General features: G+C 43.1%; 25 protein-coding genes and 1 tRNA gene. 9 read left to right on the top strand and 17 right to left on the bottom strand.

The annotated features are described in order from the left end of the window. Window position 1: 1 nt before the first annotated feature. The 5 genes from KW060_RS02520 to KW060_RS02500 all read left to right on the top strand — a co-directional run bounded on the left by KW060_RS02520 (window position 2) and on the right by KW060_RS02500 (window position 5,639). Window positions 2-1,153 carry a trans-sulfuration enzyme family protein gene (locus KW060_RS02520; protein ID WP_249036950.1) on the top strand — a complete coding sequence of 384 codons (1,152 nt, stop codon included), beginning with the start codon at window positions 2-4 and terminating at the stop codon, window positions 1,151-1,153. A gap of 8 nt (window positions 1,154-1,161) precedes the next feature. Beyond that, a complete protein-coding gene (locus KW060_RS02515) occupies window positions 1,162-2,529 on the top strand; it encodes a sodium-dependent transporter (protein ID WP_249036951.1) in 1,368 nt (455 codons plus the stop codon). Between the two features lie 30 nt (window positions 2,530-2,559). Then, window positions 2,560-3,186 (top strand): uracil phosphoribosyltransferase, encoded by a 627-nt coding sequence (gene upp / locus KW060_RS02510; RefSeq protein ID WP_338050548.1) that lies wholly within the window; start codon window positions 2,560-2,562, stop codon window positions 3,184-3,186. A gap of 3 nt (window positions 3,187-3,189) precedes the next feature. Continuing rightward, window positions 3,190-4,218 (top strand): helix-turn-helix domain-containing protein, encoded by a 1,029-nt coding sequence (locus tag KW060_RS02505; RefSeq protein WP_249036952.1) that lies wholly within the window; start codon window positions 3,190-3,192, stop codon window positions 4,216-4,218. Between the two features lie 62 nt (window positions 4,219-4,280). Then, window positions 4,281-5,639 carry an amidohydrolase family protein gene (locus tag KW060_RS02500; protein ID WP_249036953.1) on the top strand — a complete coding sequence of 453 codons (1,359 nt, stop codon included), beginning with the start codon at window positions 4,281-4,283 and terminating at the stop codon, window positions 5,637-5,639. 47 nt (window positions 5,640-5,686) lie between these two features. Here KW060_RS02500 and KW060_RS02495 read toward each other — a convergent pair. Beyond that, window positions 5,687-5,761 (bottom strand) — tRNA-Val (locus KW060_RS02495). Window positions 5,762-5,892: 131 nt separating this feature from the next. On the opposite strand from KW060_RS02495, the gene KW060_RS02490 reads away from it, so the two are divergent. Together KW060_RS02490 and KW060_RS02485 are read left to right on the top strand one after the other, a co-directional pair. Beyond that, the gene (locus KW060_RS02490; RefSeq protein WP_249036954.1) at window positions 5,893-6,483 is read left to right on the top strand and encodes a DUF4136 domain-containing protein; all 591 of its coding nucleotides are present in this window, start codon (window positions 5,893-5,895) and stop codon (window positions 6,481-6,483) included. Between the two features lie 23 nt (window positions 6,484-6,506). Next, window positions 6,507-7,139 (top strand): nitroreductase family protein, encoded by a 633-nt coding sequence (locus tag KW060_RS02485; protein ID WP_249036955.1) that lies wholly within the window; start codon window positions 6,507-6,509, stop codon window positions 7,137-7,139. Between the two features lie 9 nt (window positions 7,140-7,148). Here KW060_RS02485 and KW060_RS02480 read toward each other — a convergent pair whose 3' ends face one another. The 9 genes from KW060_RS02480 to KW060_RS02440 all read right to left on the bottom strand — a co-directional run bounded on the left by KW060_RS02480 (window position 7,149) and on the right by KW060_RS02440 (window position 17,852). After that, the gene (locus tag KW060_RS02480) at window positions 7,149-7,598 is read right to left on the bottom strand and encodes a PAS domain-containing protein (RefSeq protein WP_249036956.1); all 450 of its coding nucleotides are present in this window, start codon (window positions 7,596-7,598) and stop codon (window positions 7,149-7,151) included. A gap of 92 nt (window positions 7,599-7,690) precedes the next feature. After that, the gene (locus KW060_RS02475) at window positions 7,691-9,280 is read right to left on the bottom strand and encodes a peptide chain release factor 3 (RefSeq protein WP_249036957.1); all 1,590 of its coding nucleotides are present in this window, start codon (window positions 9,278-9,280) and stop codon (window positions 7,691-7,693) included. A gap of 86 nt (window positions 9,281-9,366) precedes the next feature. Next, window positions 9,367-9,744, bottom strand: a complete 378-nt coding sequence (locus KW060_RS02470) for a hypothetical protein (RefSeq protein WP_249036958.1) — start codon at window positions 9,742-9,744, stop codon at window positions 9,367-9,369. Window positions 9,745-10,233: 489 nt separating this feature from the next. Next, the gene (gene ppdK, locus KW060_RS02465; protein WP_249036959.1) at window positions 10,234-12,894 is read right to left on the bottom strand and encodes a pyruvate, phosphate dikinase; all 2,661 of its coding nucleotides are present in this window, start codon (window positions 12,892-12,894) and stop codon (window positions 10,234-10,236) included. A gap of 7 nt (window positions 12,895-12,901) precedes the next feature. Continuing rightward, window positions 12,902-14,974: a glycine--tRNA ligase subunit beta gene (glyS, locus tag KW060_RS02460; RefSeq protein WP_249036960.1), complete on the bottom strand. Its 2,073-nt coding sequence runs from the start codon at window positions 14,972-14,974 to the stop codon at window positions 12,902-12,904. Beyond that, on the bottom strand, window positions 14,974-15,855 hold the full coding sequence (locus KW060_RS02455; protein ID WP_249036961.1) for a glycine--tRNA ligase subunit alpha: 882 nt from the start codon (window positions 15,853-15,855) through the stop codon (window positions 14,974-14,976). The genes glyS and KW060_RS02455 overlap by 1 nt, the downstream gene beginning before the upstream one ends. Before the next feature lie 169 nt (window positions 15,856-16,024). Continuing rightward, window positions 16,025-16,879, bottom strand: coding sequence for a S49 family peptidase (locus tag KW060_RS02450; protein ID WP_249036962.1), 855 nt, complete (start codon window positions 16,877-16,879; stop codon window positions 16,025-16,027). Between the two features lie 12 nt (window positions 16,880-16,891). Beyond that, the gene (locus tag KW060_RS02445; RefSeq protein ID WP_249036963.1) at window positions 16,892-17,629 is read right to left on the bottom strand and encodes a tRNA1(Val) (adenine(37)-N6)-methyltransferase; all 738 of its coding nucleotides are present in this window, start codon (window positions 17,627-17,629) and stop codon (window positions 16,892-16,894) included. Continuing rightward, window positions 17,622-17,852: a putative signal transducing protein gene (locus KW060_RS02440; protein ID WP_249036964.1), complete on the bottom strand. Its 231-nt coding sequence runs from the start codon at window positions 17,850-17,852 to the stop codon at window positions 17,622-17,624. Before KW060_RS02440 ends, KW060_RS02445 begins: the two co-directional genes overlap by 8 nt. A 104-nt stretch (window positions 17,853-17,956) precedes the next feature. On the opposite strand from KW060_RS02440, the gene KW060_RS02435 reads away from it, so the two are divergent. Next, window positions 17,957-18,979, top strand: a complete 1,023-nt coding sequence (locus tag KW060_RS02435; protein WP_249036965.1) for a polyprenyl synthetase family protein — start codon at window positions 17,957-17,959, stop codon at window positions 18,977-18,979. A gap of 33 nt (window positions 18,980-19,012) precedes the next feature. Further along, on the top strand, window positions 19,013-19,861 hold the full coding sequence (locus KW060_RS02430) for an MBL fold metallo-hydrolase (protein WP_249036966.1): 849 nt from the start codon (window positions 19,013-19,015) through the stop codon (window positions 19,859-19,861). A gap of 51 nt (window positions 19,862-19,912) precedes the next feature. On the opposite strand, the gene KW060_RS02425 is transcribed toward KW060_RS02430, so the two are convergent. From KW060_RS02425 to KW060_RS02395, 7 genes are all read right to left on the bottom strand, one after another. Next, window positions 19,913-20,416 carry a F0F1 ATP synthase subunit B family protein gene (locus tag KW060_RS02425; RefSeq protein ID WP_249036967.1) on the bottom strand — a complete coding sequence of 168 codons (504 nt, stop codon included), beginning with the start codon at window positions 20,414-20,416 and terminating at the stop codon, window positions 19,913-19,915. After that, window positions 20,416-20,919 carry a F0F1 ATP synthase subunit B family protein gene (locus KW060_RS02420; protein ID WP_249036968.1) on the bottom strand — a complete coding sequence of 168 codons (504 nt, stop codon included), beginning with the start codon at window positions 20,917-20,919 and terminating at the stop codon, window positions 20,416-20,418. The genes KW060_RS02425 and KW060_RS02420 overlap by 1 nt, the downstream gene beginning before the upstream one ends. A 71-nt stretch (window positions 20,920-20,990) precedes the next feature. Next, window positions 20,991-21,242: a F0F1 ATP synthase subunit C gene (locus KW060_RS02415; RefSeq protein WP_338050559.1), complete on the bottom strand. Its 252-nt coding sequence runs from the start codon at window positions 21,240-21,242 to the stop codon at window positions 20,991-20,993. Window positions 21,243-21,318: 76 nt separating this feature from the next. Next, window positions 21,319-22,068, bottom strand: coding sequence for a F0F1 ATP synthase subunit A (locus tag KW060_RS02410; RefSeq protein WP_249036970.1), 750 nt, complete (start codon window positions 22,066-22,068; stop codon window positions 21,319-21,321). A gap of 17 nt (window positions 22,069-22,085) precedes the next feature. Then, a complete protein-coding gene (locus KW060_RS02405) occupies window positions 22,086-22,421 on the bottom strand; it encodes an AtpZ/AtpI family protein (protein WP_249036971.1) in 336 nt (111 codons plus the stop codon). Window positions 22,422-22,626: 205 nt separating this feature from the next. Further along, window positions 22,627-26,112: a chromosome segregation protein SMC gene (gene smc / locus KW060_RS02400; RefSeq protein ID WP_249036972.1), complete on the bottom strand. Its 3,486-nt coding sequence runs from the start codon at window positions 26,110-26,112 to the stop codon at window positions 22,627-22,629. 25 nt (window positions 26,113-26,137) lie between these two features. Then, a complete protein-coding gene (locus tag KW060_RS02395; RefSeq protein WP_249036973.1) occupies window positions 26,138-26,935 on the bottom strand; it encodes a thioredoxin domain-containing protein in 798 nt (265 codons plus the stop codon). Window positions 26,936-26,974 lie beyond the last annotated feature (39 nt).

Genomic DNA, 26,974 nt, shown 5'->3' with positions numbered 1-26,974 from the left:
CATGAACAAACAAACGAATTGGAGTTTCGATACCAACGCAATTCGCGCAGGCGAACACCGTGACCCTGTAACCGGTGCTCACAATACGCCTATATATCAAACGGCTACTTTCTCATTTGAAACATCAGAAGAACTCGCTGATGCCTTTATCAATTACGGTAAGCCCGATTGTCCTGACCTTTACACCCGGGAAAGCAATCCAACCATAAGTATGCTGCAGGACAAAATGTCGGTCTTACAAAAAACCGAGGCAAGCCTTGCAATGGCTTCCGGCATGGCCGCCGTCGCCGCGTCAATCAGGTTATGCGCCAAAGCGGGTGACCATGTCATTGTTACAGACAAAATCTTTGTCGTAAGCAGAAGCTTCTTTCAAGAAGAATGCCCGGCAATGGGGATCGAGGTAACATTCGTTGATATGCTCGATTTGGAAAGCGTTAAAAATGCCATTAAACCAAATACAAAAGCATTATTCGTTGAAACGATTACAAACCCCGAAATGTTTGTTGTTGACCTTGCCGCCCTAAAAAAGATAGCGACCAGTTATGATTTATCACTGATTGTCGATAACACCTACCTAAGCCCATATTTGCTACAACCCGTTGATTTCGGCGCCGATCTCATCCTCGATTCAGCGACAAAATATCTTAGCGGGCATGGTGATGCTGTTGGCGGCATTCTATGTGGCTCTGAGAAGTTGATTTCCAGGGCACGTTCATCCATGTCATCCTTTGGTCAGTGTATTAGCCCGTTTAATGCTTGGCTCATCTTACGTGGTATTCGTACATTACCGCTTAGGATGCAAAGACATACGAAGAACGCAATGGCGCTAGCCAAGATGCTAAAAAACCATGAAAAGATAGAATGGGTTCGCTATGCTGGAACACCAGACAGCAATCAAGTTGCACTGATGGAAAAGCAATTCCCGAAAGGGTGCGGCGGTATGCTTTCTTTTAATATTAAAGGCGATCCGGATAATCTTCATAAATTTATGAATGCGTTGACTATGGTTGATCAAGCAACCAGCCTTGGTGATGTTTACACATTGGCTGCTGCAAGAGTAAACTACGGCCTTATAAGAGTTTCAGTCGGATGCGAAGATGAGGAAGACATCCTTGCTGATTTCGCACAAGCACTCGAAACAATCGAAATATAAGGGATAATATGGCTACGAATAATAAACATGAACAATGGTCTTCAAAAGCCACATTCCTATTCGCCACCGTAGGCGCAGCTGTTGGCCTTGGAAACTTATGGCGTTTCCCCTTTGTTGCCGGTGAAAATGGTGGTGGTGCATTTGTTCTTGTTTATTTGTTTTTTGTGGCTTTATTTGGCATTCCGTTACTTGTATCCGAACTCGGCATTGGCAGGCGCGGGCAAAAAAATCCGATTAATTCAATGCAGTCAATCAGCAAACATGAAAATGCCAACAATGGCTGGAGCATCGTTGGTTGGTTAAGCGTCGGCATTCCGCTTATCAGTTTAAGTTTTTACAGTGTGGTCGGCGGTTGGGCCTTGTATTATATTCTTGAAGCCGGAATGAATAGTTTTGATGCCATCGAGGGCATCAAATCAAAAGAAAATTTTGATAGTTTTGTCGCGTCCCCAACACAACTTTTTATAGCCCACACCATTTTTACCGGACTGGCGGTTTTGGTCGTCGGTCGCGGCATTAAAAACGGCATTGAACGGATTGTAAAAATCATGATGCCTGCTTTATTTATACTATTGGTAATTATGGTCATAAATTCAGTACTGACAGCAGACATCAGTGCCGGATTGAAGTTTTTATTCACGCCTGATTTTTCTAAAATCACACCTGCCGTAATTACCATGGCGATGGGACAGGCTTTTCTTTCTGTGGGTATTGGTGTGGGGGCCATGATGACATATGGATCATACATGCCTAAGAAATTCTCACTTACAACATCTGCAGCAACAATTGCCATATCAGACACACTGGTTGCCATCCTCGCTGGCGTTGCCATTTTCCCAATTGTGTTTGAATATGGGCTTGACCCAAGCGGCGGACCGGAATTGATATTCGTAACCTTGCCTGTTGCGTTCGGTCAGATGCCGCTTGGGTATTTGCTGGGATTATTGTTTTTTATTCTTCTTTTTTGCGCTGCATTTTCCACCGCTGTTGGCATGTTGGAACCAACGGTGGCGTGGCTATCAGATCGTGGATTTAGCCGCCCGCTTATGGCCCTTATTGCCGGTGGATCAACATGGCTTCTTGGGATCGTTTTCGTATTATCATATAATATCTGGGCAGATGTTCGGCTATTTCCAAACACACCAATATTGAAGGAAAAGAACCTTCTTGAATTAACCGATTTTATCATTACTAATTTATTTATTCCGCTAAATGCACTGTTAATCGCGCTCTTTGTAGGATGGATCATGGCGCGGAAATCTATGGTGAATGAAATTGATTTGGGGGACGGACTTGTTTTTAAAATATGGCATTTTGCTATTCGCTACATCATTCCTGTAGCAATTATAATTATTTTCGTTACTAATTTTCAGTAACGCAATTCAAATTGAATGGATAATAAAATCATGGAAGCTCAATTAATTGACCACCCACTTATTCTGCATAAACTAACTTTGATGCGTAAAAAAGACACGCCCCCTGCACTATTTCGAGGACTGCTTAAAGAAATAAGTGTTCTTATGGGGTACGAAGTCACCAGAGATCTTGAGCTTAAAAACATTGATATTGAAACACCCGTATCCAAAACAACGGGTTCAAAACTAAGTGGTCGCAAAATGTGCATTTTCTCGATCTTAAGAGCAGGCGAAGGGCTTGCACAAGGGCTTCTTGATCTTATCCCCACCGCTAAAGTAGGGCATGTTGGCCTATATCGTGATCCGAATGATTTACATGCGGTTGAATATTACTTTAAAGCACCGCCCCATTTAAATGAACGCTTTAATTTGGTAGTCGACCCTATGCTCGCAACCGCCAATTCTGCAATCACTGCCCTTGATAGAATTAAGCGTGCTGGCGCCAAAAACATCACCTTTCTTTGCCTACTCGCCGCGCCAGAAGGAATTAAGGCATTAAACGATGCGCATCCTGATGTAAAAATTTATACCGCAGCAATTGATGAAAAACTAAATGAAAAAAGCTATATCGTACCGGGCCTTGGGGACGCAGGTGACCGTATTTTCGGAACCATATAAACCATGATTTATTCCCTAAATTATGTGAACCTTATTCAAGCAGGCATGATTACAACAGGGATTATGGGTGCCATTTTATTATGGTTATCAAAACCAAATGAATTCCGCGGTATTGCACTTACATTTGCAATGATCGCAATAGCATCATTAATCAATATATTAGAAGAAACCGGATTAACTCGAGATTATTATTTAATCAGCCCGATTTTTATAATGTTATTTGGTCCGGCCATTTTTCTATCCGTAAAATTAATCATTGATAAAAAAATTGAACAAAAAGCTTATTGGCATTTTTTTCCCGCACTTCCGCTTTTAATGATGACATCATATACGTCTACGGTAATAGCAATAGGAACGTTGTGGCGGTTGGCATACGCCTTCCTTACCGTTTGGACCTTAATTAATTACAAAAAAGAATTGGATGAACAACGTTCAGATTCAGATGATCATTCATTAAACTGGCTGGTCTGGATTTTGGTAATTACGGCATTATTTAATTTCATCGATCTTGTTCGGTTAAATACTCAACATCTTTTGCCTTATGCCCTCAATGTAATCGGACAAGCTGTGAATAATGCTATTTGGTTAATCATATCAATGATCATTATTATCAAGCTTCAACTTCAGCAATCTACGCCTGTCATTGAAGACCTCTTTAAACCAAAAGAAGAAAAGAACACTTCAGAAGCAGACGATTATCAAACTCTTTTTACTGAACTCGACCATTTGGTTCAAAAAAACAATTGGTTTTTAGAGCCAAGAATTTCGCTTAGTGACATAAGTCATAAAACAGGTTTAAACATACGTGACATTTCAAGAGCAATTAACCTTGTGACTAAAAAGTCTTACAATGAATATATCAATCAATACCGCGTAGATTTTGTGTGTCAGAAAATCAAAGACAACCCTAATCAATCCATACTTGATATCGCATTTGAAGCAGGGTTTAGTTCAAAAGCATCATTTAATAAAGTTTTTAAAGAACTTACTGGTACTACCCCATCTCAATACAAATCAAGTCTATTATCATGATATGAGACGACAGTAATACCCATTCCCATTATCACCAAGGCATTCAAAGCAAGGAGTGAATAATGAGAATAATTACAGTGTTTTTTATCGTGCTTACTTTTGTCATCAATGTGCAGGCGCAAAATGTTCAACACCAATCCAGTTACATTTTAAAGAATGTAAACATCATTGACGTTGAAAACAAAACAATCTTACCCGCCAAATCATTACTGATAAATAAGGGTAAAATCGAACAAATAATTGATACCCCGTCACCACAAAATTATCCGGATCATGACGTGATTGATGGCCAAAATGGATATGTCACACCCGGCTTGATCGACATGCATGTTCATATGTATGAAAGAGCCGCATACCTTATGACGTTAAGCCATGGGATAACACACGTTCGTATTATGAATGGCGTTCCCAAACAATTAGAATGGCGTGATAATGTTAATGCCGGAACAATGATCGGCAGCAGTTCCACAGTCAGCAGCCCGATTATATCAGCAGCCGAAGGGGCAATCCTTCAACACGGAATTAACAGTGCTGATGAAGCCCGAAAGGCCATCAGAAAATATCATGCGATGGGTTATGACCTGATCAAAGCTTATGGCGGTCTTGATGAAAAGGTAATATCCGCATTAATTGAAGAAGGACAAAAAATTGGCATGCCCATTGCCAAGCATGGCCCACATATTGCTGGCAAAGTTAACCCAGCACAACTATCCACTTTTCAATCATTAGAGCACGCAGAAGATATTTATCAAGGACCACTGAATTATGAATTTGATAGTGAAAAATTACCTGAAATTATTGCGGCTTTAAAAGCGGCAAATGTACCCATCACGCCAACATTGAATATCTTTCATCAACTTACAAAACTTAGTCAGGATAAAGAAAAGCATTTAGAAAAAACACATGAACATTATACGTCCGATCTTATTGCGCTTGAGGCATCAAAAAATCAAATCAAACGCTGGATTGAGGCATCAGATGAAATGGTGACCCATAATCTTAAAACAATGGATTTTTTAAAATATATAACCCAAGAACTTCATAAACAAAATATACCCTTACTCGTTGGATCTGATTCCGGTGTGCTGCTATCCCCGCATGGAATTGCCACACACAATGAAATGAGCCTGTTATTACAATCCGGCTTAACCCCATATGATGTTTTAAAGACGGCAACAATCAATGCTGCAAAAACCCTTAAAATGGATGAACGTATCGGTAAAATTGAAGATGGTTTTAATGCTGATTTAATCTACACAATTCAAAACCCAATTCAAAACATCAACGTTCTTAAAAACCCAGAAGCCGTGATGAAAAATGGAAATTGGTATTCAAGAGAAACACTTGAAACCATGCGTGAAGAAGCAATCGCTAATAGAAGTTTATGGGAAGAAATCAGAGTCTTATTTAATGCACTATAACGTGAAGAAATCAATAAACTACATATAGCAATATGAAGGAGAATGAATGGTGGGCGGTACTAGGTTCGAACTAGTGACCCCTACGATGTCAACGTAGTGCTCTACCACTGAGCTAACCGCCCCAAAGAGATTTAGGTTTTATAACTATTTTTATAAAAGAAGCAAGCATTAAGATATTTCAAATACGATTATTTATTCATGGAAGATTAATCCTTCCTTTGATATCCTCTCTTAAAAATAAGGAAAGAATGTCATGATCCGATTGAAACAGATTTCAGTATTCTTAATCGCAATTACGCTTGCCGCCTGTTCATCAAGCATAAAAAGTGATGTTACCCGTTTTCATCAATTGCCTGCCCCTAATGGAGAGACAATCGAAGTCATCGCCATGGATCCAAACCAGCAACAATCTATTGAATTCGCAAATTACGCTGGCATGATTGGTAGCCAACTTGGAAAATACGGATACCGTCCAGCTCAGAACAGTGCATCACAATATATCGCTGAAATCAGTTATGAAATCCATCCTATGGGCGGCGTTGTAGAGGGAAGGTCACCTGTTTCCGTTGGCATGGGCGTTGGTAGCGGCAGCCGCAGCGGCACATCCGTTGGCTTTGGCATTTCAACCGGTCTTGGTTCATCCAGGAGCGAAGAAAAATACCTAAGCCGTCTGCATATGAACATTGTCGACTTAAGCAGTGGAAACAGAATTTACGAAGGACATGTGGAAAATGTTTCAGAAAGCCCATCACTTGCACAAGTCATGCCTTTTCTGGTAAATGCCTTATTTGAAGGTTTCCCAGGTGAAAGTGGAACTTCAAACACAGTGACTGTGAAACCATAACTTAAGAATATTAAGAGTACCCAATGAATAAAAGCGCTATCAATAGTGATCGTTTGCCTGCGTCAAACCCATGTGAAGAGATGTTATCAATTTTATTACGTCGCCGATCATTAACCGTAAAAGATATGACCGAACCTGGCCCATCGGATAATGAAATAGCAACCATTCTGACCGCAGGATCAAGAGTACCGGACCACAAGAAATTGGTACCATGGCGCTTCCTTACGATACAAGGAGGCGCACGAGCCGATCTTGGAAAAACATTGCGCACAGTTTTCCATAAAAACAATCCTGTTGCGGATGAAGAACTTCTAAATTTCGAAGAAAACAGATTGATGCGCGCCCCATTGGTCATTGCTGTCATATCAACAGCCACTGAAGACAATCCGAAAAATGTACCTGAATGGGAACAAATCCTGACAGCAGGTGCCGTTTGTCAGAATATATTACTCGCTGCCAATGCTCTTGGTTACGCAGGGCAGTGGTTAACCGAGTGGTACGCTTTCGACGAGGATATTCTTAATGAACTTGGCCTTACTCAAGAAGAAAGAATAGCAGGTTTCATATATATCGGAAGCGCAACCAAAGACCCGGCCGAACGTGGCCGCCCGGATGTTGCCGCAATCACGCAAAATTGGTCAGCCACGAACAAATAATTTGAAAAATCAATAAAAGTGATGCACGAGCACGATCATATCCACGTCGTTATCGTTGCTTGATAACGGCATGGCGATTGTTGAGGCTTCAACATGATCCTTATTTAAATATTCAAGTGATTTGATATTGAAATAGGGCTTCTTGTTTTCTACAAGCCAATCATACCTTGTTGCCGCATCCACAGCGGCTGGTATAGTGCCTAATTCTTTTCCGGTATGTTCACCAAATATTTCTGCGCAAATGGTTCCCATAAGCCGCACGGTATATTGACCATCACTTAATTCCACCAAAATGATATAAGGAAGAACACTCACCACATCACCCGGATTAATATCCGCGCGTGAAGGCATACTGCGATCACCTTTTAAGGCTTTCCAGTATTCAAAGAATTTAATCTGTTGATTGGATGTGAAATCGCTTTCGGAAAAATCCGAACAAAATTTAACTACTTTACTCATTACTATACTTACTCAATACTCATCATCCCCCAAGGGTTGACTTAAGTCCGTATTATAAATCGCAAGAAATTAACAAAATATTTACGATTAGATCAAATTGTTTGTTCTTTGGTTTTTAAGAAGCGAATATCCGGATTTTCTTCTATCGCTTTATCAAGTCGCCACGAATTTCGTGCTAAAAATACAGGTGAACCATTATGATCTTCAGCCATATTAGCCTTATTAGCATCGACAAATTTCTTTAGCTTAAATTGATCATCCGATTCGACCCATTGCGCCGTATATAGCGATGTCGTTTCAAAACGGCACGGAACGTCATATTCGGTTCTGATACGGTCTGCCATCACTTCGAATTGCAGCATACCAACTACACCCACATACCATTCGGCACCGATAGTCGGTTTAAACACGCGGGCTGCCCCCTCTTCCGCTAGCTGAATAAGTGCACGGGAAAGGTGTTTTGCTTTCATTGGATCTTCTGCACGCACCGTTTGGATATGTTCCGGTGCGAAGCTTGGAATACCGGTGAATTTTAATTCTTCACCTTCTGAAAGACTATCACCAATGCGTAAGTTGCCATGGTTTGGAATACCGATAATATCGCCCGGCCATGCTTCCTCGGCCAGTTCACGGTCCTGTGCTAGGAAAAGTACCGGATTATGCAGATTAACCGTCTTGCCGCTTCTGACGTGTTTAAGCTTCATTCCCCGCTTAAACTTGCCAGAAACCATTCTGAAAAACGCAATACGGTCACGGTGTTTTGGATCCATGTTGGCTTGAATTTTAAATACAAAACCGCTCATTTTTGTTTCATGGGCATCAACATCGCGGCTCTGGGTGCCATATGTGCCTGGTGTCGGTGCATGTTCAGTAAGACCGTCCAGCAATTCCCGCACGCCAAATGTGTTAATCGCACTACCAAAGAAAACTGGCGTCAATGTCCCTTCCTGATAAGCCTTAGCATCAAATTCAGGGCACAGTTCACGAACCATCTCCACATCTTCACGAAGTTTCTCAACCAAATCAGCAGGCAGTAATTCATTTAATTTCGGATCATCCACCCCTTCGCAGACGGTTCCTTCATCAGGCAGATCGCCTTTTGATCGTTCGATCAGGATCAACCTGTCATTGATAAGGTCATAACACCCTTTAAAATCGCGTCCCATACCGATTGGCCATGTGGCCGGCGCAACGTCAAGCGCCAATGTATCAGCAAGATTATCAAGAAGCTCAAACGGGTCCAGTGCTTCGCGGTCCATTTTGTTAAAGAATGAAATAACAGGCATATCACGCAGGCGACATACTTCGAAAAGCTTCTTTGTCTGGCCCTCAACACCCTTCGCACTATCCAGAACCATCACGGCGCTATCCACCGCCGTTAACACCCGGTACGTATCTTCAGAAAAATCCTCATGCCCAGGTGTATCAAGCAGGTTGAACATACGTCCTTCATATTCAAATGACATCACAGACGACGCCACAGAAATTCCGCGTTCTTGCTCGACCTTCATCCAGTCGGAACGAGCACGTCTGCGGTCACCGCGCGCTTTTACCTCACCCGCCATTTGGATCGCACCACCGAAAAGAAGTAGCTTCTCTGTCAGTGTGGTTTTACCGGCATCAGGGTGGGCAATAATCGCAAATGTCTTGCGTCTGTTTACCTCTGTCTCAAGTTGGGACATTCATTTTCTCTAAATATAAAAAAAGCTCTTAAACTCGCCGGAATTTAAGAGCTTCGCTGATTAATGTACAGCTTTATTTTTTTGAATTAGTTAAGACCAAATTGGGTAAGAGCATCCGCAGCATCTTCGCGGCCATTTTTAAGCGCTTCTGTTAACCAGATTTTCGCACGGCGTAAATCTTTATCAACGCCTTCACCATATGCATATAAAAGACCAGTGATCAACTGTGCATCCTTAAAACCAAGGTTTGCAAGCGGCGTACAAATTGAAAATGCCATTTCAAATTCAGATTGCGCAAAAGCCTGAAGACAACGGTTTTCTTTGTTCTCATAATATGCGAGATCAAATTTTTGCTGGTCTTCAAATGTTGGAATGCTTGCATGTAAAGATGCATTGGCAGAAGTTATCATTGTGATCATTAAAGCTAAAATACTGATACCTGATGTGATAGCTTTCTTAAACATACTCTCTAATCCCTTAAATACTTCGTATTTTAAATAGCGTTAACTATTTGTTAATATTTTGTTAACGACATATTAACTAATCGATAACAGTTTGCAAGGGCTATTTGCAACGGGCGTGCCAATTTCATGAAACAATTGTGAAATTATCTAAACAAGACAACACCACCATTATAAGTTATTGATTTTTAAGAGTTTATCACAACCTTCGCGTTAACCATATTAATTAACAACTATCAAAAAGATGTGATATCTGACCAGTTCTTGCTGAAGTGGGCAATATTGCGCTAAGATGAATCGAAGAAAACGGCAAATATTGTAGGGGACGAAATGAGTAAATTTCACAGAAACAAAAAGAAGAAATCATCAGGCCAAAAAGACAAAAGACTGCTTATTACCATGGCTATGGCAGGCCTGCTCATTATCATTATTCTGGCCGCCGTGTCTTGAATTAAAAAAGGCACCCTTTTCAAGGTGCCTTTTTTAATCAAATTATTTTCTTAAAACCGCTTGCGCCGCGGCAAGTCTTGCGATTGGAACGCGGTACGGTGAACAGGACACATAATCAAGTCCGTTTCTATGGCAGAACTCTACGGATGCAGGGTCACCACCATGTTCACCACAAATACCGACCTTAAGATCGTTTCGTGTGTTGCGTCCACGTTCAACACCGATTTTAACCAGTTCACCAACACCGTCCTGATCAAGGCTTACAAACGGGTCCTGATCATAAATGTCGGCTTTTAGATAATCATCAAGGAAACGCGCGCTGTCATCACGGCTGATACCGTATGTTGTTTGCGTCAGGTCATTTGTACCAAAGCTGAAAAATTCAGCGTGATTTGCGATCTCACCCGCTTGAAGTGCCGCACGTGGCAGTTCAATCATGGTGCCAACCATATATTCAAGCTTTTCACCAGAGGCCTCGATAATCTCATCAGCCGTTTTAATGATTAGCTCTTTAAGTATTTCAAGCTCTTTTGCGGAACCAACAAGTGGCACCATAATTTCAGGAATAACCGCTTCGCCAAGTGTTTTTGAAACTTCAAGCGCCGCTTCAATAATGGCGCGTGCCTGCATTTCATAAATTTCCGGGAATGAAATACCAAGACGACAACCACGATGACCAAGCATCGGGTTGAATTCATGAAGCTCTTCTGCGCGGCGCTTTAAGAACGCCATATCAACGCCCATGGCGTTTGCCACATCAACAAAATCTTCTTCTTTATGTGGAAGAAATTCATGTAGTGGCGGATCAAGTAGACGAACCGTTACAGGTAGGCCTTTCATGATCGTGAATAGCTCAACAAAATCACTACGTTGATCTGGTAAAAGTTTATCAAGGGCAGCACGGCGCCCCTCTTCATCAGATGACATGATCATTTGACGTACGTTAATGATACGTGTCGCATCAAAGAACATATGTTCAGTACGGCAAAGGCCAATACCTTCTGCGCCAAATTCGCGTGCTGCTGATGCATCAAGTGGTGTTTCGGCATTGGTGCGTACTTTAAGTTCACGTTTATCATCGGCCCATGCCATCAATTCACCGAAATGACCGCCAAGTTCCGGCTTGATGGTGGCAACCTTGCCCGCCATAACTTCACCGTTACCGCCGTCAATGGTGATGATATCGTGGTTGTTAATCACACGACCATCAACCGTGATTGTTTGTTCAGCCATATTAATATGAAGTGATCCTGCACCAGATACACATGGGCGCCCCATACCCCGGGCAACCACCGCCGCATGTGATGTCATGCCACCACGGCTCGTTAAGATACCACGCGCCGCATGCATTCCATGAATATCTTCTGGACTTGTTTCAATACGAACAAGGATTACATCTTCACCGTTTTTAGAAAGAATTTCTGCTTCGTCCGCTGTAAAGACAACCTTACCGCTGGCGGCACCTGGTGACGCCGGAAGACCTTTTGTCAACACATCACGCGCTGCATCAGGATCAAGTGTCGGATGAAGTAATTGATCAAGCGCACCCGGATCAACACGAAGAAGCGCTTCATCCTTGCTGATGATATCATCATGTACCATTTCAACGGCAATTTTAAGCGCGGCTGGTGCCGTGCGTTTACCGCTACGGGTTTGAAGGATCCATAGTTTTTGTTTTTGAACCGTAAATTCAATGTCCTGCATATCACGGTAATGGGCTTCAAGTTTTTGGAAAACATCAGCAAGCTGGCCATATACTTCCGGCATGCTTTCTTCCATGGATGGCATGTCTGAACCTGCAGCAATTCGTGATGCTTTCGTTAGGTTTTGCGGTGTGCGGATACCCGCCACCACATCTTCGCCCTGCGCGTTAATCAGATATTCACCGTAATAAGTATTTTCACCAGTGGACGGGTCACGGGTAAAGGCAACACCCGTTGCACAATCATCACCCATATTACCAAACACCATTGACTGGACATTCACCGCAGTGCCCCATGTATGCGGAATATTGTGAAGACGGCGATAAACAAACGCGCGTTCAATCATCCATGAACCAAACACCGCATCAATCGCGCCCCAAAGCTGTTCGTTTACATCTTGCGGGAATGGGCGGCCAAGCTCATCTTCTGCCTTTGCTTTAAAGGCAGCGGACAACTCTTTCCAATCTTCGGCTTCAAGTTCTGTATCAAGGGTAAATCCGTTTTCTTCTTTATGAATTTCAAGAAGTTCTTCGAACAGATAATGATCAACACCAAGAACCACATCAGAATACATTTGAATGAAACGGCGGTAACTGTCATACGCGAAACGTTCATCACCACTTTGTTTCGCGAGCGCCTTAACCGTCACATCATTAAGACCAAGGTTAAGAACAGTATCCATCATGCCCGGCATGGAAACACGTGCACCGGAACGCACAGAAACAAGCAGCGGGTTTTCTTCGTCACCGAATTTCGCGCCTACTGTTTCTTCGATTACTTTAATCGATGCAGCGACCTGATCAGCAAGATCGGCGGGATATGTATTATCGTTATCATAATACGAGGTACAGACTTCGGTTGTAATCGTAAATCCAGGTGGAACAGGAAGACCAAGATTTGACATTTCTGCCAAGTTTGCACCTTTACCACCGAGCAGATTTTTCATTGAGGCTTCACCCTCAGCAGAGCCATCACCGAAATTATAAACCCATTTAGTCATTTTCAACTTAACCTTCTATTTTTGAAAAATCGATCACATCATTCATAGTTGATCTGATGTGTGATAATAATTTAAGTCTATTTTCCCGCTCTATTTTGTTGTCACTGTTTACCGTAACTTTATCGAAGAATGCATCAATTGGACCACGCAGCTTAGAAAGATGCGTCATTGCCATTTCAAACTCTTCTTTTTCTAATGCTTTTGCAGCATCATTTGCAACGTTACACAAGGTTACATTCAGCTCTTTTTCCTGTTCAAGGGTCAGAGCTGTTTCATCAACCTCGCCGTCATAACTTGTGTTATCTTTTTCTTCTTCGGCCTTAAGAATATTTGCCGCACGCTTAAACCCGGCAAGCAGGTTTTCACCATCATCTGTTTTGATGAAGTTCATAAGCGCGTTTGCCTTTGCCATCATGCAGACGAAATCCCAATTAAATTCTGCACCAATAACATCATGTCGAATGTTGCGATCTTTCGCATAAACCTTAAGACGGTCCCAGAAGAATGATTTAAGGTCAATTCTTATGGTCGTGTTATGAAGAAATTCTTGATTTCTTTCGTTAAGCTGATGACTATAAAGCGTAGCCGCTTTCATAATTGCATCTTCAAGATTAATGCGAACATTATTTTCAATCACCAGACGAATGATACCAAGTGCCGCACGGCGAAGTGCGAATGGATCTTTTGATCCGGTTGGTTTTTCATCGATGCCGAAGAACCCAACAAGCGTATCAATCTTTTCTGCCATTGCTACCGCAATACTCACTGGCGCTGATGGACAATTATCCGATGGGCCCTTTGGTGAATAATGATCAGCGATTGCGTCTGCGACTTCTGCATCTTGTCCTTCTGCGACCGCGAAATATTTACCCATTAATCCTTGCAGTTCCGGACATTCATCAACCATACCTGTAACAAGGTCTGATTTTGAAAGCATGGCAGCGACTGATGCCTTATCCGCATCCGCGTTAATGCGGCCCGCGATGAAACCTGATAGCGCCTCAAGACGCTTCACACGGTCACCAACAGTACCAAGTTTCGCATGGAACACAATTTCATCAAGTGCTGGCAAGTGATCTTCTAATTTAGTTTTTAAATCATTATCCCAGAAAAATTTCGTGTCAGAAAGACGCGCACGCAGCACACGTTCATTACCATCAATAATTTTTGCACCATTATCATCCGTTTTCATATTGGATACAAAAATGAACTTATTGGTTAATTTGCCGCCTTTACCATTCACAGAAAAATATTTCTGATGGGTACGCATGGCCGATGTCAGTGCCTCAGCTGGCATATCCAGAAATTCTTCATCAAAAGAACCCATCATCACAACCGGATATTCGGCGAGGCCTGCGACCTCTCCTAATAGTGCTTTATCTTCTACAAGTTCAAGTCCGGCGTTTGATGCCAGTGCCTGTGCTTCGTCATCGATATTGCCGATACGTTCGCAGCGATCTAGAACCACATAAGCGTTCTTTAGTGCATCTGAATATTCAGCAAAGTTAGAAATTTCAAATTCCGCTGGTGCCATAAAACGATGACCGCGAGTTTTGTTTCCTGACTGAATACCGTCAATTTCAAAATCAACAACCGCGCCATCATGCAAACACAGAATACTGTGCATTGGACGCACCCATCGCAGCGATCCGGCGCCCCAGCGCTGTGATTTTGGCCATGGGAAATTACGGATGATTTCCGGCATAAATTCTGAAACGACGTCCTTCGCAGGGCGACCTTTCTGATTAATCACCGCGTAAAGGAACGTTCCTTTTTTATCTTCACGTTCTTCAAGGTCTTTGCGCGTAACACCCGCACCACGAAGGAACCCTTCAATGGCCTTTTCCGGCGCGTCGGCACGTGGGCCGCGGCGTTCTTCGGAAACATCCGGCTGTTCGGTTGCAAGATCAGCAATTATAAGAACCAGTCTACGTGCAGTCACAAATGATTTAACACCATCAAATGCAAGCTTGGCGTCTTTCAGTTTGTCCGTTACTAACTTTTCTAAATCCGCGGCTGCCTTTTGCTGCATACGTGCTGGAATTTCTTCAGAAAAAATTTCAAGTAAAAATTCAGCCATTATTCTGCCTCCCCTAATGATTTGAGGTAAGCTTCACAACATGCTTTCGCAAGCGCACGAACACGGCCGATATAAGCCTGGCGTTCCGTCACACTGATCACGCCACGAGCATCAAGCAGGTTAAATGTGTGCGATGCCTTAATACATTGATCATAAGCTGGTAATGGGTAAACACCCCTTTCAAGGATTGCTTTACATTCTGCTTCCGCATCCGCGAAATGCTGGAACAGCGTATCTGTGTTTGCCATTTCAAAGTTATAGGCGGAAAATTCCTGTTCATTTTGCAGGAATACTTCACCGTACTTTACGCCTTCTGAATTCCATTTTAGATCATAAACATTATCGATGCCTTGAATATACATGGCAAGACGCTCTAGTCCGTAAGTAAGCTCACCCATCACAGGTTTACAGTCAAAGCCACCAACTTGCTGGAAATAGGTGAACTGACTGACTTCCATGCCGTCACACCAAACTTCCCAACCTAGTCCCCAGGCGCCAAGGGTTGGACTTTCCCAGTCATCTTCAACGAAGCGAATGTCATGCTGACTGCTGTCGATCCCAAGAACAGCAAGACTTTCCAGGTATAATTCCTGAATATTCTGTGGTGATGGTTTCAGTACCGTTTGGAACTGATAATAATGTTGTAATCTGTTCGGGTTTTTACCGTAGCGACCATCGGTCGGACGGCGGCAAGGCTGCACATAGGCGGCTTTCCATGGCTTACTGCCAAGTGAGCGTAATGTGGTCGCAGGATGGAATGTTCCGGCGCCGACTTCCATGTCATAAGGTTGAAGAATTAAGCACCCCTGATCTGCCCAGTAATGCTGTAGTTTCAAAATTAAATTCTGAAAGCTGTTATCATCTTTGTTTACGCCGCTCATGAGGCTGCCTTTTCCCGTAAAAAATATCGAAAAACTGCGGCAAAACTACCCATCCGAACCCGATTGGTCAAGGACAGAAATTAATATTCATCCATTCTTTTTGAAAGTGAATGATTAGAAGGGGTTTTATCCGCTTAAATCGCTTAAAATTCAATAGATTACACGTAAACTACAGTCCGAATCGACCCCATTCGCTTCTGGTTTCCAAAGTCTTGATCACTTCGTCAGCGATTGATGCTTTATCGGCACGCATTCCAAGCATGCCTTTCAACATACCTTTTTCTTCTTTTATGCGCTTGAATTTAACATCATCACCAAGCTTGTCTTTCATAATGGCGCGCATATCACCAACACCGTCAATCAGACCCAGTTTAAGGGCCTCGTCACCATTCCAAACCTGACCGGAAAAGATTGTTTTTTGCGTACCTTTTAAGCGATCTCCGCGGGCGTCCTTCACAAAATTCTTAAAGAAATCATGGACTTCCTTCAGTAGCCGTTCCATCAGCTTCACATCTTTTTCCACTTCCGGCTTGAACGGGTCAAGGATCGATTTGCTTTCACCGGCCGTATAAACGCGGCGTTCGATGCCTAATTTTTCAAGTGCGGCCGGATAGCCAAATCCAGCATTAATTACACCGATACTACCGACAATTGATGCTTGGCTTGCGTAAATTTCTTCTGCCGCAAGGGATAACATATACCCACCGGATGCGGCCACATCCTCGGCAAAGGCATATACCGGTATTTCTTTTTCTTCGGATAATTCACGAATGCGTTTCACAATAAGTTCCGATTGAACCGGTGATCCGCCTGGTGAATTAATGGCCAGTGCCACCGCCTTTACATTATAAACGTCAAATGCCTGAACGATTTTTTCTTCAAGGTTACCAAGATTAATCGCTTTGCTGAAACGACCTGATGATCCAATCACCCCTTCTAACGGCAATACGGCAACCACCGGCGCAGGGTTAGCGAGCGATTCAACAGGTAATTTTGAAATCAGATTTCTAATTGCTTTTTTCATTTATAATCTTCTTTATTTTTCAATATCTAAAAAATGGGCGTGCCTTAAAATATTTTCGGCCTCATTAGTATAGTCGCCATTTGATTTATGCACGATCATCCCCGATTTCAAGGATAAAAGTCCTTTTGCATCCTTTTGCGCGCGAATTATGACCCTATTCGCGTCCTGTCCCGACTTTGAATAAAAAGGATAGATAATCATGCCACCACATTTTTGGTTTAATATTTCAATGATATCATCCATTTTGTCGGCACGGTGAACAAGGGTGATGTAACCTCTTGGTCTTACCATTCTAACGCAGCGTTCGATCCATAATTTTAAGCTATCCATACCGCCACCATGGGCCATTGCTTTGGTTACATATGGCGATTCCGTTACCGTACCCTTATCATAATAAGGCGGGTTACTGACCACATGATGGTAACTGTTTGGCTCAAGCACATCGTCGCCAAAAACATCACCTTGAAAATATTCAACATTTTCTGCGTTCTTTCTGGCAAGCTCAATAAGGTCTTCCTGATATTCCAAACCGTGCATGGTAATATCAGCTCGATTTTCCAAGCGCGCAGAAAGGCAGGATAGAATTGCACCCGTTCCCGCACCAATATCCAATATTTTTTCGCCGCTTTTTACCGTAACAGACGCCGCAAGAAAAACGCTATCACTGGTTACCCGATATCCTTTTTTCGGTTGATAAAGCTTTATACGGCCACCAAGAAAATCATCGTGTGTTTTTTCAAAGTTAGCCATCTTTCAAATCCACAACATTTTCAAGGTTTTCCGCGCGAATCAGGCTGACGGCGCGTTCATGGTTTTCTTCATCCACCATCATACGAGACTGGATTCCCTCTAACCCGACACCATAAAGGCTGGCATGACCGCCAAGCACCACATATTCAATGTTTTCGGCCTCTAACATGGCGGAAATACGTGATATGACGACGGGGTTATCGCTAAAAAGCAGATCTTTCACTAAGCCAAGTCCTTTTTTTCATTGGTTTATCGTTTGTATCCTTGCCATTCGGCGCGGTTCGGACTATTTTGCATTAAATTTTAATGGTCACAAGGAAAAGTGTCGTGGGTGTTGTAATTAATCTGGAAGAAGAAAAGAAGGACAAGGGAAAAGAGGCCCTTACCAACCTTCTTGAACTCGTTCAAAATGATCTGGATAAAGTGAACCAGACCATTATGCAAAAAATGCAAAGTCCGGTTGCACTGATCCCGCAACTTGCCGGTCATTTGATTGCATCCGGTGGCAAACGTTTACGCCCAATGTTGACATTAGCATCAAGCCGACTTTGCGGTTACGAAGGCGATCGCCATATCCAGCTTGCGACATGTGTGGAATTTATCCATTCTGCAACGCTTCTTCATGACGATGTTGTTGATAAAAGCGAACTTCGCCGCGGCGAAGATACCGCCAATGCCATCTGGGGTAATAAGGCAAGCGTTCTTGTGGGTGATTTCCTTTTCAGCAGGTCATTCGAACTAATGACCGAAGACGGGTCACTTGAAGTTTTAAAAATTCTTTCCAATGCATCATCCATCATCGCAGAGGGCGAAGTGATGCAGCTGGTGACCGCTAACGACACCGACACCACAGAAGAAGCTTATATGGAAGTGATCTGTGCCAAGACGGCTGCATTATTCGCGGCCGCCTGTGAAATCGGCGGCGTCATTTCCGAACGTCCAAAATCAGAATGCGATGCGTTAATGAGCTACGGTAAAAACCTTGGTATTATTTTCCAGCTTATTGATGATGTGCTTGATTATTCCGCGGAACAGAAAACACTTGGTAAAACCATTGGTGATGATTTCCTTGAAGGGAAAATCACGCTCCCGATCGTTCTTGCTTTCCGCCGCGGTACTGACGAGGAACGTGAGTTCTGGAAACGCACCATGGAAGATCTTGATCAAAAAGATGGCGATCTGGAACATGCCATTGAATTGATGAATAAATATGACGCCCTTACTGATACCATTGAAAGAGCACGTCATTATTCAAAAATCGCCCAAGATGCACTGGCGATTTTCCCGGATAATGAATACCGCAAATCATTAATCGGTATTCTGGATTTCTGCATTAACAGGGCTTATTAAAGCATGGATGATTTCAAACCCCCATATGGGGAAATGGAAATCATATCCCCAAACATTCGCCGCATCACGGCCAATAACCCTATGCCCTTTACATTTAAAGGCACTGGAACCTATATCATTGGATATGGTGAAGTGGCCGTCATTGACCCCGGGCCCGCGCTTGAAGATCATATTGATGCCATCCTTTCTGAACTCGGCAGTGAAAAGATCAGCCATATTCTGGTAACTCACAACCATATGGACCATTCACCGGGGGCAAAATTATTATCGGAAAAAACAGGCGCAAAAATATTTGGCCCAGATACATCAGATCAGCAATATTCCAATGAAAAAATCGAAGAAGGCATCGATAAATCATTTAAAGCCGATGTCATCATTAATGATGGAATGATCATTCAAGGAAGTAACTGGACCATAGAGGCCATTCACACACCAGGCCACTTGTCCAATCATTATTGCTTTGCATATAACCAAGAAAAGGCATTATTCACCGGTGATCATGTTATGGGATGGTCAACCACCATTGTGTCACCGCCAGACGGTAATATGCAGGATTATATGAATAGCCTTGAAATGTTATTAGGACGCGATGATAAAATATATTACCCAACCCATGGCTGGCCGATTGAAAAACCACATCAGTTCGTCAAACAACTTTATGGTCACCGCTTAAGGCGGGAAAAGGAAATCATCCGCGCAATTGAGGATGATGCCAACACAATCAAAGATATCGTCTTAAAGATTTATGTGACCATTGACGAAAGACTTTATCCCGCCGCAGCCAGAACCATATACGCTCATTTAATCCGGTTGGTTGGACTTGAACAGGTTATATGCGACGGCGAACCATCAGAAGACACACATTACAAACTTCCAAAATAAAAAAACCCCGCAAGCAACGCTTACGGGGTTTTAATTCGTATCAGAAACTGATTAATGAAGCTTTGCGTCAAGCTTGTCTGTGCTTGCCTTAATCAGGCTTGCATGGTCAGCTTTCTTCATATTCGCTTCGATCAGGTCACGTGCAGCATCAGTTGCAACTTTAACTGTCAGTGTGCGAATTTCTTTCAGTGCAGCTGCTTCTGCTTGAGCGATCTTCTGTTCGGCAACTTCAGAGCGGCGCTTGGTCATTTCTTCCACTTGCGCTTTACTGTCGTTTACCATCAGCTTCACTTCTGCTTCAGCGTTTGCCATAAGTTCCGCAGCCTGTTTTTCAGCAGCGTGTTGATCACGCTCGTATTTTGCTAATAGTGCTGCCGCTTCTTCACGAAGGTTTCTGGCGTTATCCAGTTGGTCTTCGATTTCTTTTGCACGATCATCAAGCATTTTTGCAAAGATAGCCGGAACCTTTTTCCAGATAATCAAAACAAAAAATACAGTAATCGCAAGCGACACCCATGTTGATGGGTCAGTAAAGAAAGTTACATGTTCTTCCATTAACCTTCTCCCTTAAGAGCAGCATCTGTTTTAGCATTAACGGTTTTGGCAACTGTTTCACCATCAAGTGAAAGGCCAGAAACCTGAGAAACAATCTCTGCGCAAACTTCGGTTGCTACATCGCGTACTTCACCAAGAGCTTTTTCTTTTGCGTCATTGATGCGTTTTGCTGCTTCGTCTGCTTTGGCTGATAATTCATCAGAAAGCTTTTGATAGTCAGCTTCTGCTTGGGCCTTTAGTTCTTCACGTTTTGAAAGAACAAGTGCCGCCGCATTGTTACGCGCATCTTCTTGTGATTTTTCAAATGCTACACGCGCTTCTTCTGCTTTCGCTTGAAGGCTTTCAGCATTTGCAAGATCATCCGCAATGGTATCCTGACGTCTTTTTAGAACTTCTGAAATTTTCGGTGCCGCATTACGGGCAACAAAAATGTAAAGCGCTGCAAAGACAACAGCTAACCAAAAAATCTGTGGTATAAATACCGCTGGATCTAATTGTGGCATCGTTTCCTCCTTGATCCTTTTATAGGATCAGGCCTGATCATTAATAATCTAAAGTTTCTTGGGGTAGATTATTATACGAACAGGATAATAAAGGCGATAACCAGACCAAATAGACCTGTTGCTTCAGCAAGCGCGAAACCAAGCATAGCTTGACCGAATACTGGGCCAGCTGCAGATGGGTTACGAATAGCTGCAGAAACGTAGTTACCGAAGATCACACCGATACCAACACCAGCACCGATAAGAGCTGTACAAGCAAGACCAGCACCGATGTAACGAGCTGCTTGAATGTCTGCATTAGCAGCAAGAGTTGCGATTTCCATTTCCATTTTATTTTCCTTTAATTATGAAAAGTTCAAATTCAAATTCAATTAATTAATAGTTATACCCCATACACCCTTAGTGCATATGAAGAGCATCATTTAAGTAAATGCAGGTTAGTACCGCAAATACATATGCTTGCAAGCAAGCAACAAGTAGTTCTAGTCCGGTTAGTGCAACAATGAATGCGAACGGTACAATTGAACCAACCGCAAGTACACCACCCGCCGCAGCAAGGCTTACGACGAAACCACCGAATACTTTAAGCATCGTATGTCCAGCAACCATGTTAGCGAACAAACGAACAGAAAGACTGATTGGACGTGAGAGATAAGAAACAACCTCAATCACAACAAGTAACGGTAAAAGCGCAATCGGCGCATCGCCCGGTACAAAGAATTTTAGAAAGCCGATACCGTGTTTGATAAAACCGATAATCGTCACACCGATAAAAATAAAGAAAGCCATCGCGAATGTTACGGCAATATGGCTTGTTACGGTGAAAGCGTGTATCCAAGGAACCATACCAATCAGGTTGGCCGCTAGAATGAACATAAACAGCGTAAAGACGAATGGGAAATACTTGCGGCCTTCCGGTCCGGCTGTATCACCGAGCATCCTAGCTATAAATTCATAACACATTTCAACACTTGACTGCCAACGTCCTGGCACAAGTGCTGTTTTACGCATACCGCCAACCATGAAAATCATGATCGTTGCTAGTGTAATCACCATATATACGGCTGAATTAGTAATAGAGATATCGTAACCAGCAACTTGCAAAGGCACATGCGTAATTACTTCAAACTGTTCGAGCGGGCCTGCCACTTTATTTACCTCAGTATTTAATCGTCATCTTCATCATGCGGTTCGCTTGGCGCTAATTGCTTCGCAGCACGCATAACATTCATTATACCTGCCGCAGCACCTATAATGATCAAAATGATCATCAACCACGGCTTTGTATCCAACCACTGGTCCAAATACCAGCCAAAAAGCACCCCTACCAGTATCCCGGCAATCAATTCTGCAACCAATCTTGTGGCAACGCCATAAGTGGTCGCTTCTTTAAATCCGCGGGCCTCTTTCGGTTTCGAAGCCTCGCGCGCGGCACTTAATCGGGTGTTTAAATCATCCAATGATGCTTTCATTTCTTCCGACTTTTTTTTATCGTCAGCCAAGGAAAGCTCCTTAAAAATCATGGGAAAAAGCGTCAAAAAGACACACCATCCCTACACCCTTAAAATTGTGTGCAACATAGTTTCAGAGACGTGCGGTGTCAAGCACCAAAAATCACAGTTTTTTCACTCTTTATATATTTTTTAACTTATTGATTTTAAAGGATTTTTCAAAACGTTATTTTCAGGGCTTTTTGTGAAAATATTATTACGCGTTCTGAAAATGAGAATCCCCTACCCGATCACGTATTCTTTCAGCACTTTCAAGATCCACTGAAACAAGCTGTGAAACCCCTCTTTCCGCCATTGTTACACCGAATAAACGGTTCATGCGGCTCATGCTGATGGCATTGTGGGTTACGATAAGGAATCGGGTTGATGTATTTTTTCTCATTTCATCAAGCAAGTCACAGAATCGTTCCACATTTGCGTCATCAAGCGGGGCGTCGACCTCATCAAGCACACAAATTGGTGACGGGTTCGTCATGAAGACCGCAAAAATAAGTGATAGTGCGGTTAGAGCCTGTTCACCACCGGATAACAGACCAAGATTCTGCATCTTTTTGCCGGGTGGTGAGGCCATAATTTCAAGACCAGCATCAAGCGGATCATCAGATTCGGTTAATTCAAGATACGCGTCACCACCGCCAAACAGTGATGTGAATAGATTTTTAAAGTGGTTATTCACTTCTTCAAATGCAGATAACATTCTGGCGCGACCTTCACGATTTAGATCCGAGATCGCTTTATTTAACCGTCTGATCGCTTCTTCAAGCTCTTCACGTTCTTTTATCGATGCGTCTAACTGTTCATTAATTTCTTCAAGCTCCGTTTCAGCACGCAGATTAACTGCACCTAAACGTTCACGTTCAATTTTAAGACGCTCTAATTTGTGATGTGATTTATCCTCATCCGGAAGTTCTTCATCTTCTTTAAGCTCTGCCATCGCAAATAGTGCGGCCGGTTCACAATCGAACTCTTCGTGAATACGGCGCACAAGATTATCTTTCTGATCTGTGAACTGCTCAAGATTGGTTTCAAGACGGACTTTATGTTCACGTGCCTCTGCAACTTCGCCTTGAACGTCACGCATTTCACGTTCTTTGGTTGCCAGCGCTTCTTCTGCTTCAGCTAGAATTTTTGCCGCTTCCTGTCTTTCTGTTTCTGCTTCGTCAATCAACTGATTAAGCTTACGACGTTCAACAACAATCTCACCCGGACGATCTTCAAGCTCTTTAAGTTCTTTTGCGGCTTGCTCTTTTCGCACGACAAGATTTTCAAGATGATCATTCACATTACGAATGCGGCCTTGCCAATTTTCATATTCGAGCTTGATTTGCTCAAGGCGATTACGCTTCATTTCGCTTTGGCTTTTATGACTATCGTGCGCGATACGTGCTTCGGAAAGTTCACCACGTTTTGCCTCAACGATCTCACGATTCTTTGCGATATCATTTTCCAGCTCAACTGATTCAGGTAATTTTTCCAGATTTTCGATGGCCGCTTTATAACGAATATTATGTGCTTCCAAATCTTCGTTTAGATGCGCCAGCCTTTCTTTTAATGCACTTTCTTCCGATTGATGACGAGCCGCGAGTTTTTCTGCCTCGGTCAGTTCACGGCGGGCGATGTTTGCTTTTTCATCCGCATCGCGCCATTCATCACGTGCCTTGCGGCTAATCTCTTTGATGGCTTCTCGTTCTTCCTGAATTTTGGCGTGCGCTGCTTCTGCGTCTTCCGCTTCTTTCGTGCGCGCTTCAAATTCTGCCGTCAGATTTTCAAGTCTGTTTTTTTGTGAAAGCCTAATCGCCGCACCACTTGGCGCGTCCGGTGATACACAAAGACCATCCCAACGCCAAACACCACCAGCCATGGTTACAAGACGTTGACCAGCTTTTAATGCGCCCATTAATTCCAGCGCTTTTTCTTCACTTTCGACGACCCCAATATGGCTAAGACGGCGTTTAAGAACCGACGGCGCCTTAACAAATTTATCAAGTGTATCAATCCCGTTTGGAAATGCCTGATTATCTGATAACGGCGGAAGATCACGCCAATGCATGGCCGCAAATTCATCATCGCTTGCGTCCAGGTCACTATCCAGTGCTGCACCAAGTGCGGTTTCATAACCCTTTGTCACTGTTAATTTTTCAAGGATTGGCTCGCCGCCATCTTCGAAATCAACCTTGAGCACTTCTTCTAACGCTTGTTTTTCCGCTCTTACGCGGGCGAGCTTTCCTTCACATGCCTGAAGATGGTTTCTCGCATCTTGTTCTTTTTGCTGAATGGCCTGACGTTTGTCTTCTGCTTCGTTAAAGGCAAGACGCATTTTTGTTATCAGCTCTTCAGCGTCATTTACTTTTTTCTCTGCACCATCCAGATTTTGCGTAAACAGGTTGCTTTCCTGTAACGTTACAAGTCTTTCTTCAACGGTAATGCGCTGGTCCTGCAGGTTTTGAATTTGCGCGCGGCGCTCTTCGATTTCACGGGCGAAGTTCAATCTGTCCGCATTACGTTCCGCTTGACGGCCCATTAATTCTTCAAGCACCAGTTCTGCACTTAATGTATCGGCCTGTTTTTCCGCAAGCAATTGCGCCAGTTTTTCAATATTGCCGCTGGCGCCGTCCATCGCGTCTTCTAATGAACCGCGTTCAAGTTCCAGTCTCGCAAGCGTTTCTTGGCTATCTTTTACAGCCTCTTTTTCACGGATTTCATCGTGGCCGATTTGTTCGATTAGTGCACGAAGTTTTTCCTGTGTTTCAAGTATACGGGCTTCTTCCCCGTCAAGGCCGTCTCGGCTTACGGTGATCCGATGAAGTTTCGCAGCAAGTTCTGCTTCATTCTGGCGCAATTCAGGAAGCTTCGCCGCCAAGATTGCTTGCTCTTTACTCAGTGCAGCAAGCATATTGGTCACTTTAGAAACTAGAATGGAAATTTCTTTATCTTCGCTTGAAGTTTCAAGGATATTTTCCTGAATTTTCTTCCACTCTATATAAAGAAGCAAAGATTGTAATTTACGAATATCTTTGGCGACATTCTTATACCGTGTTGCTTGGCGCGCCTGGTTCTTTAAGCTTCTGATCTGATCATTAAGACCGATTTCCACATCACCAAGACGTTCCAGATTTTTATTGGCGCTTCTTAATTTGCTTTCCGCTTCCTTACGTCTTGAATGTAGACCACTGATCCCGGCGGCTTCTTCCAAAATGGCGCGGCGTTCTTTTGGTTTTGCGCTGATCAATGCACCAATGCGGCCCTGGCTGACAAGCGATGGTGAATGGGCACCGGTTGAGGCATCCGCAAACATCAGCTTCACATCTTTACCACGGATTTCTTTTCCGTTTAAACGGTAAGCAGAACCGCTATCCCGTTCAATACGTCTTGAAATTTCCAGCAGTTTTTCATCATTAAATGCTGCGGGTGCGGTGCGTTCTTCGTTATCAAGGGTCAGGGTAACTTCGGCCAAATTCCGGGCCGGGCGGCTGTTGGTACCGGCAAAGATCACATCGTCCATGCCGGAACCACGCATGCTTTTGGCGGAATTTTCCCCCATCACCCAGCGCAATGCTTCAAGAAGATTTGATTTTCCACAACCGTTTGGCCCTACCACACCGGTAAGGCCAGGCTCGATTACCAGTTCGGTTGGGTCAACGAATGACTTAAACCCAGATAATCTCAGTCGCGTAAAATGCAATTTTCTCCCTTTCTAACCACACTTATTAATTAAGTGCTGCTTCAATTGCCCTTTCAATCGATGCATAATCATTTCCAACCTTATTTTCGTTAATTATGATGGTTGGTGTTGCATTGACTTTATAATGCTGAACGGCGTGTTGCTGCACTTCGAACAGGTATTTGCCAACCTCTTCGTTTGCAAGACATGCATCAATTTTCGCTTTGTTTAGGCCAGCCTGACGCGCGTATTTTTCGATTTCACCCATCACACTTTCAACAAATAATCTATTTGCTGTTTCCTGATCATTGTTTGCTGAAAGTTCCTGATACTTGGCAACATCATACCATTGCATTTGGCGTTCAAACAGCATGTTCATAAACGGAAAATATCTTCTTTCTGGAAGACAGCGTGAAATCGATGATGCCGTCATATCAATGGCATTTAACATATAACTGCGGAATACGATTTTCACTTTTCCTGTATCAACATACTTTTCTTTAATACGTGGAAGAACATTATTATGAAATGTAGCACAGTGATTACATGTTAACGATGCATATTCGATAATTTCAATAGGCGCATTCGGATCGCCCATAACCATATCATGATTTAAGAACCCGGCTTCCTCAGCAGATACGGTCTCAGCTGGTGTTGTATCAGCCACCTGTGCCGTTTCAGCTGGCGCAGATTGCGCAGCCTGTTGTGTTTCTTGTGCGATATCAGCCGCAGCCTGATTATCATCAGCTGCATCACCACATGCTGCTAGCAGCATGCTCGCTGTTGCCAATAATGTAATTTTTATCGTTGAGCCAATTTTTGGCGTATATAGTTGTTTGGTCATACCTCACCTACAATATGTTGTTAATAATATAAAAATGAA

Origin of the sequence: Pseudemcibacter aquimaris, from assembly GCF_028869115.1 — a bacterium.
Lineage (GTDB): Bacteria > Pseudomonadota > Alphaproteobacteria > Sphingomonadales > Emcibacteraceae > Pseudemcibacter > Pseudemcibacter aquimaris.
The sequence above is the reverse complement of the archived record's forward strand: the minus strand, read 5'-3'. Positions and strand labels throughout refer to the sequence as shown.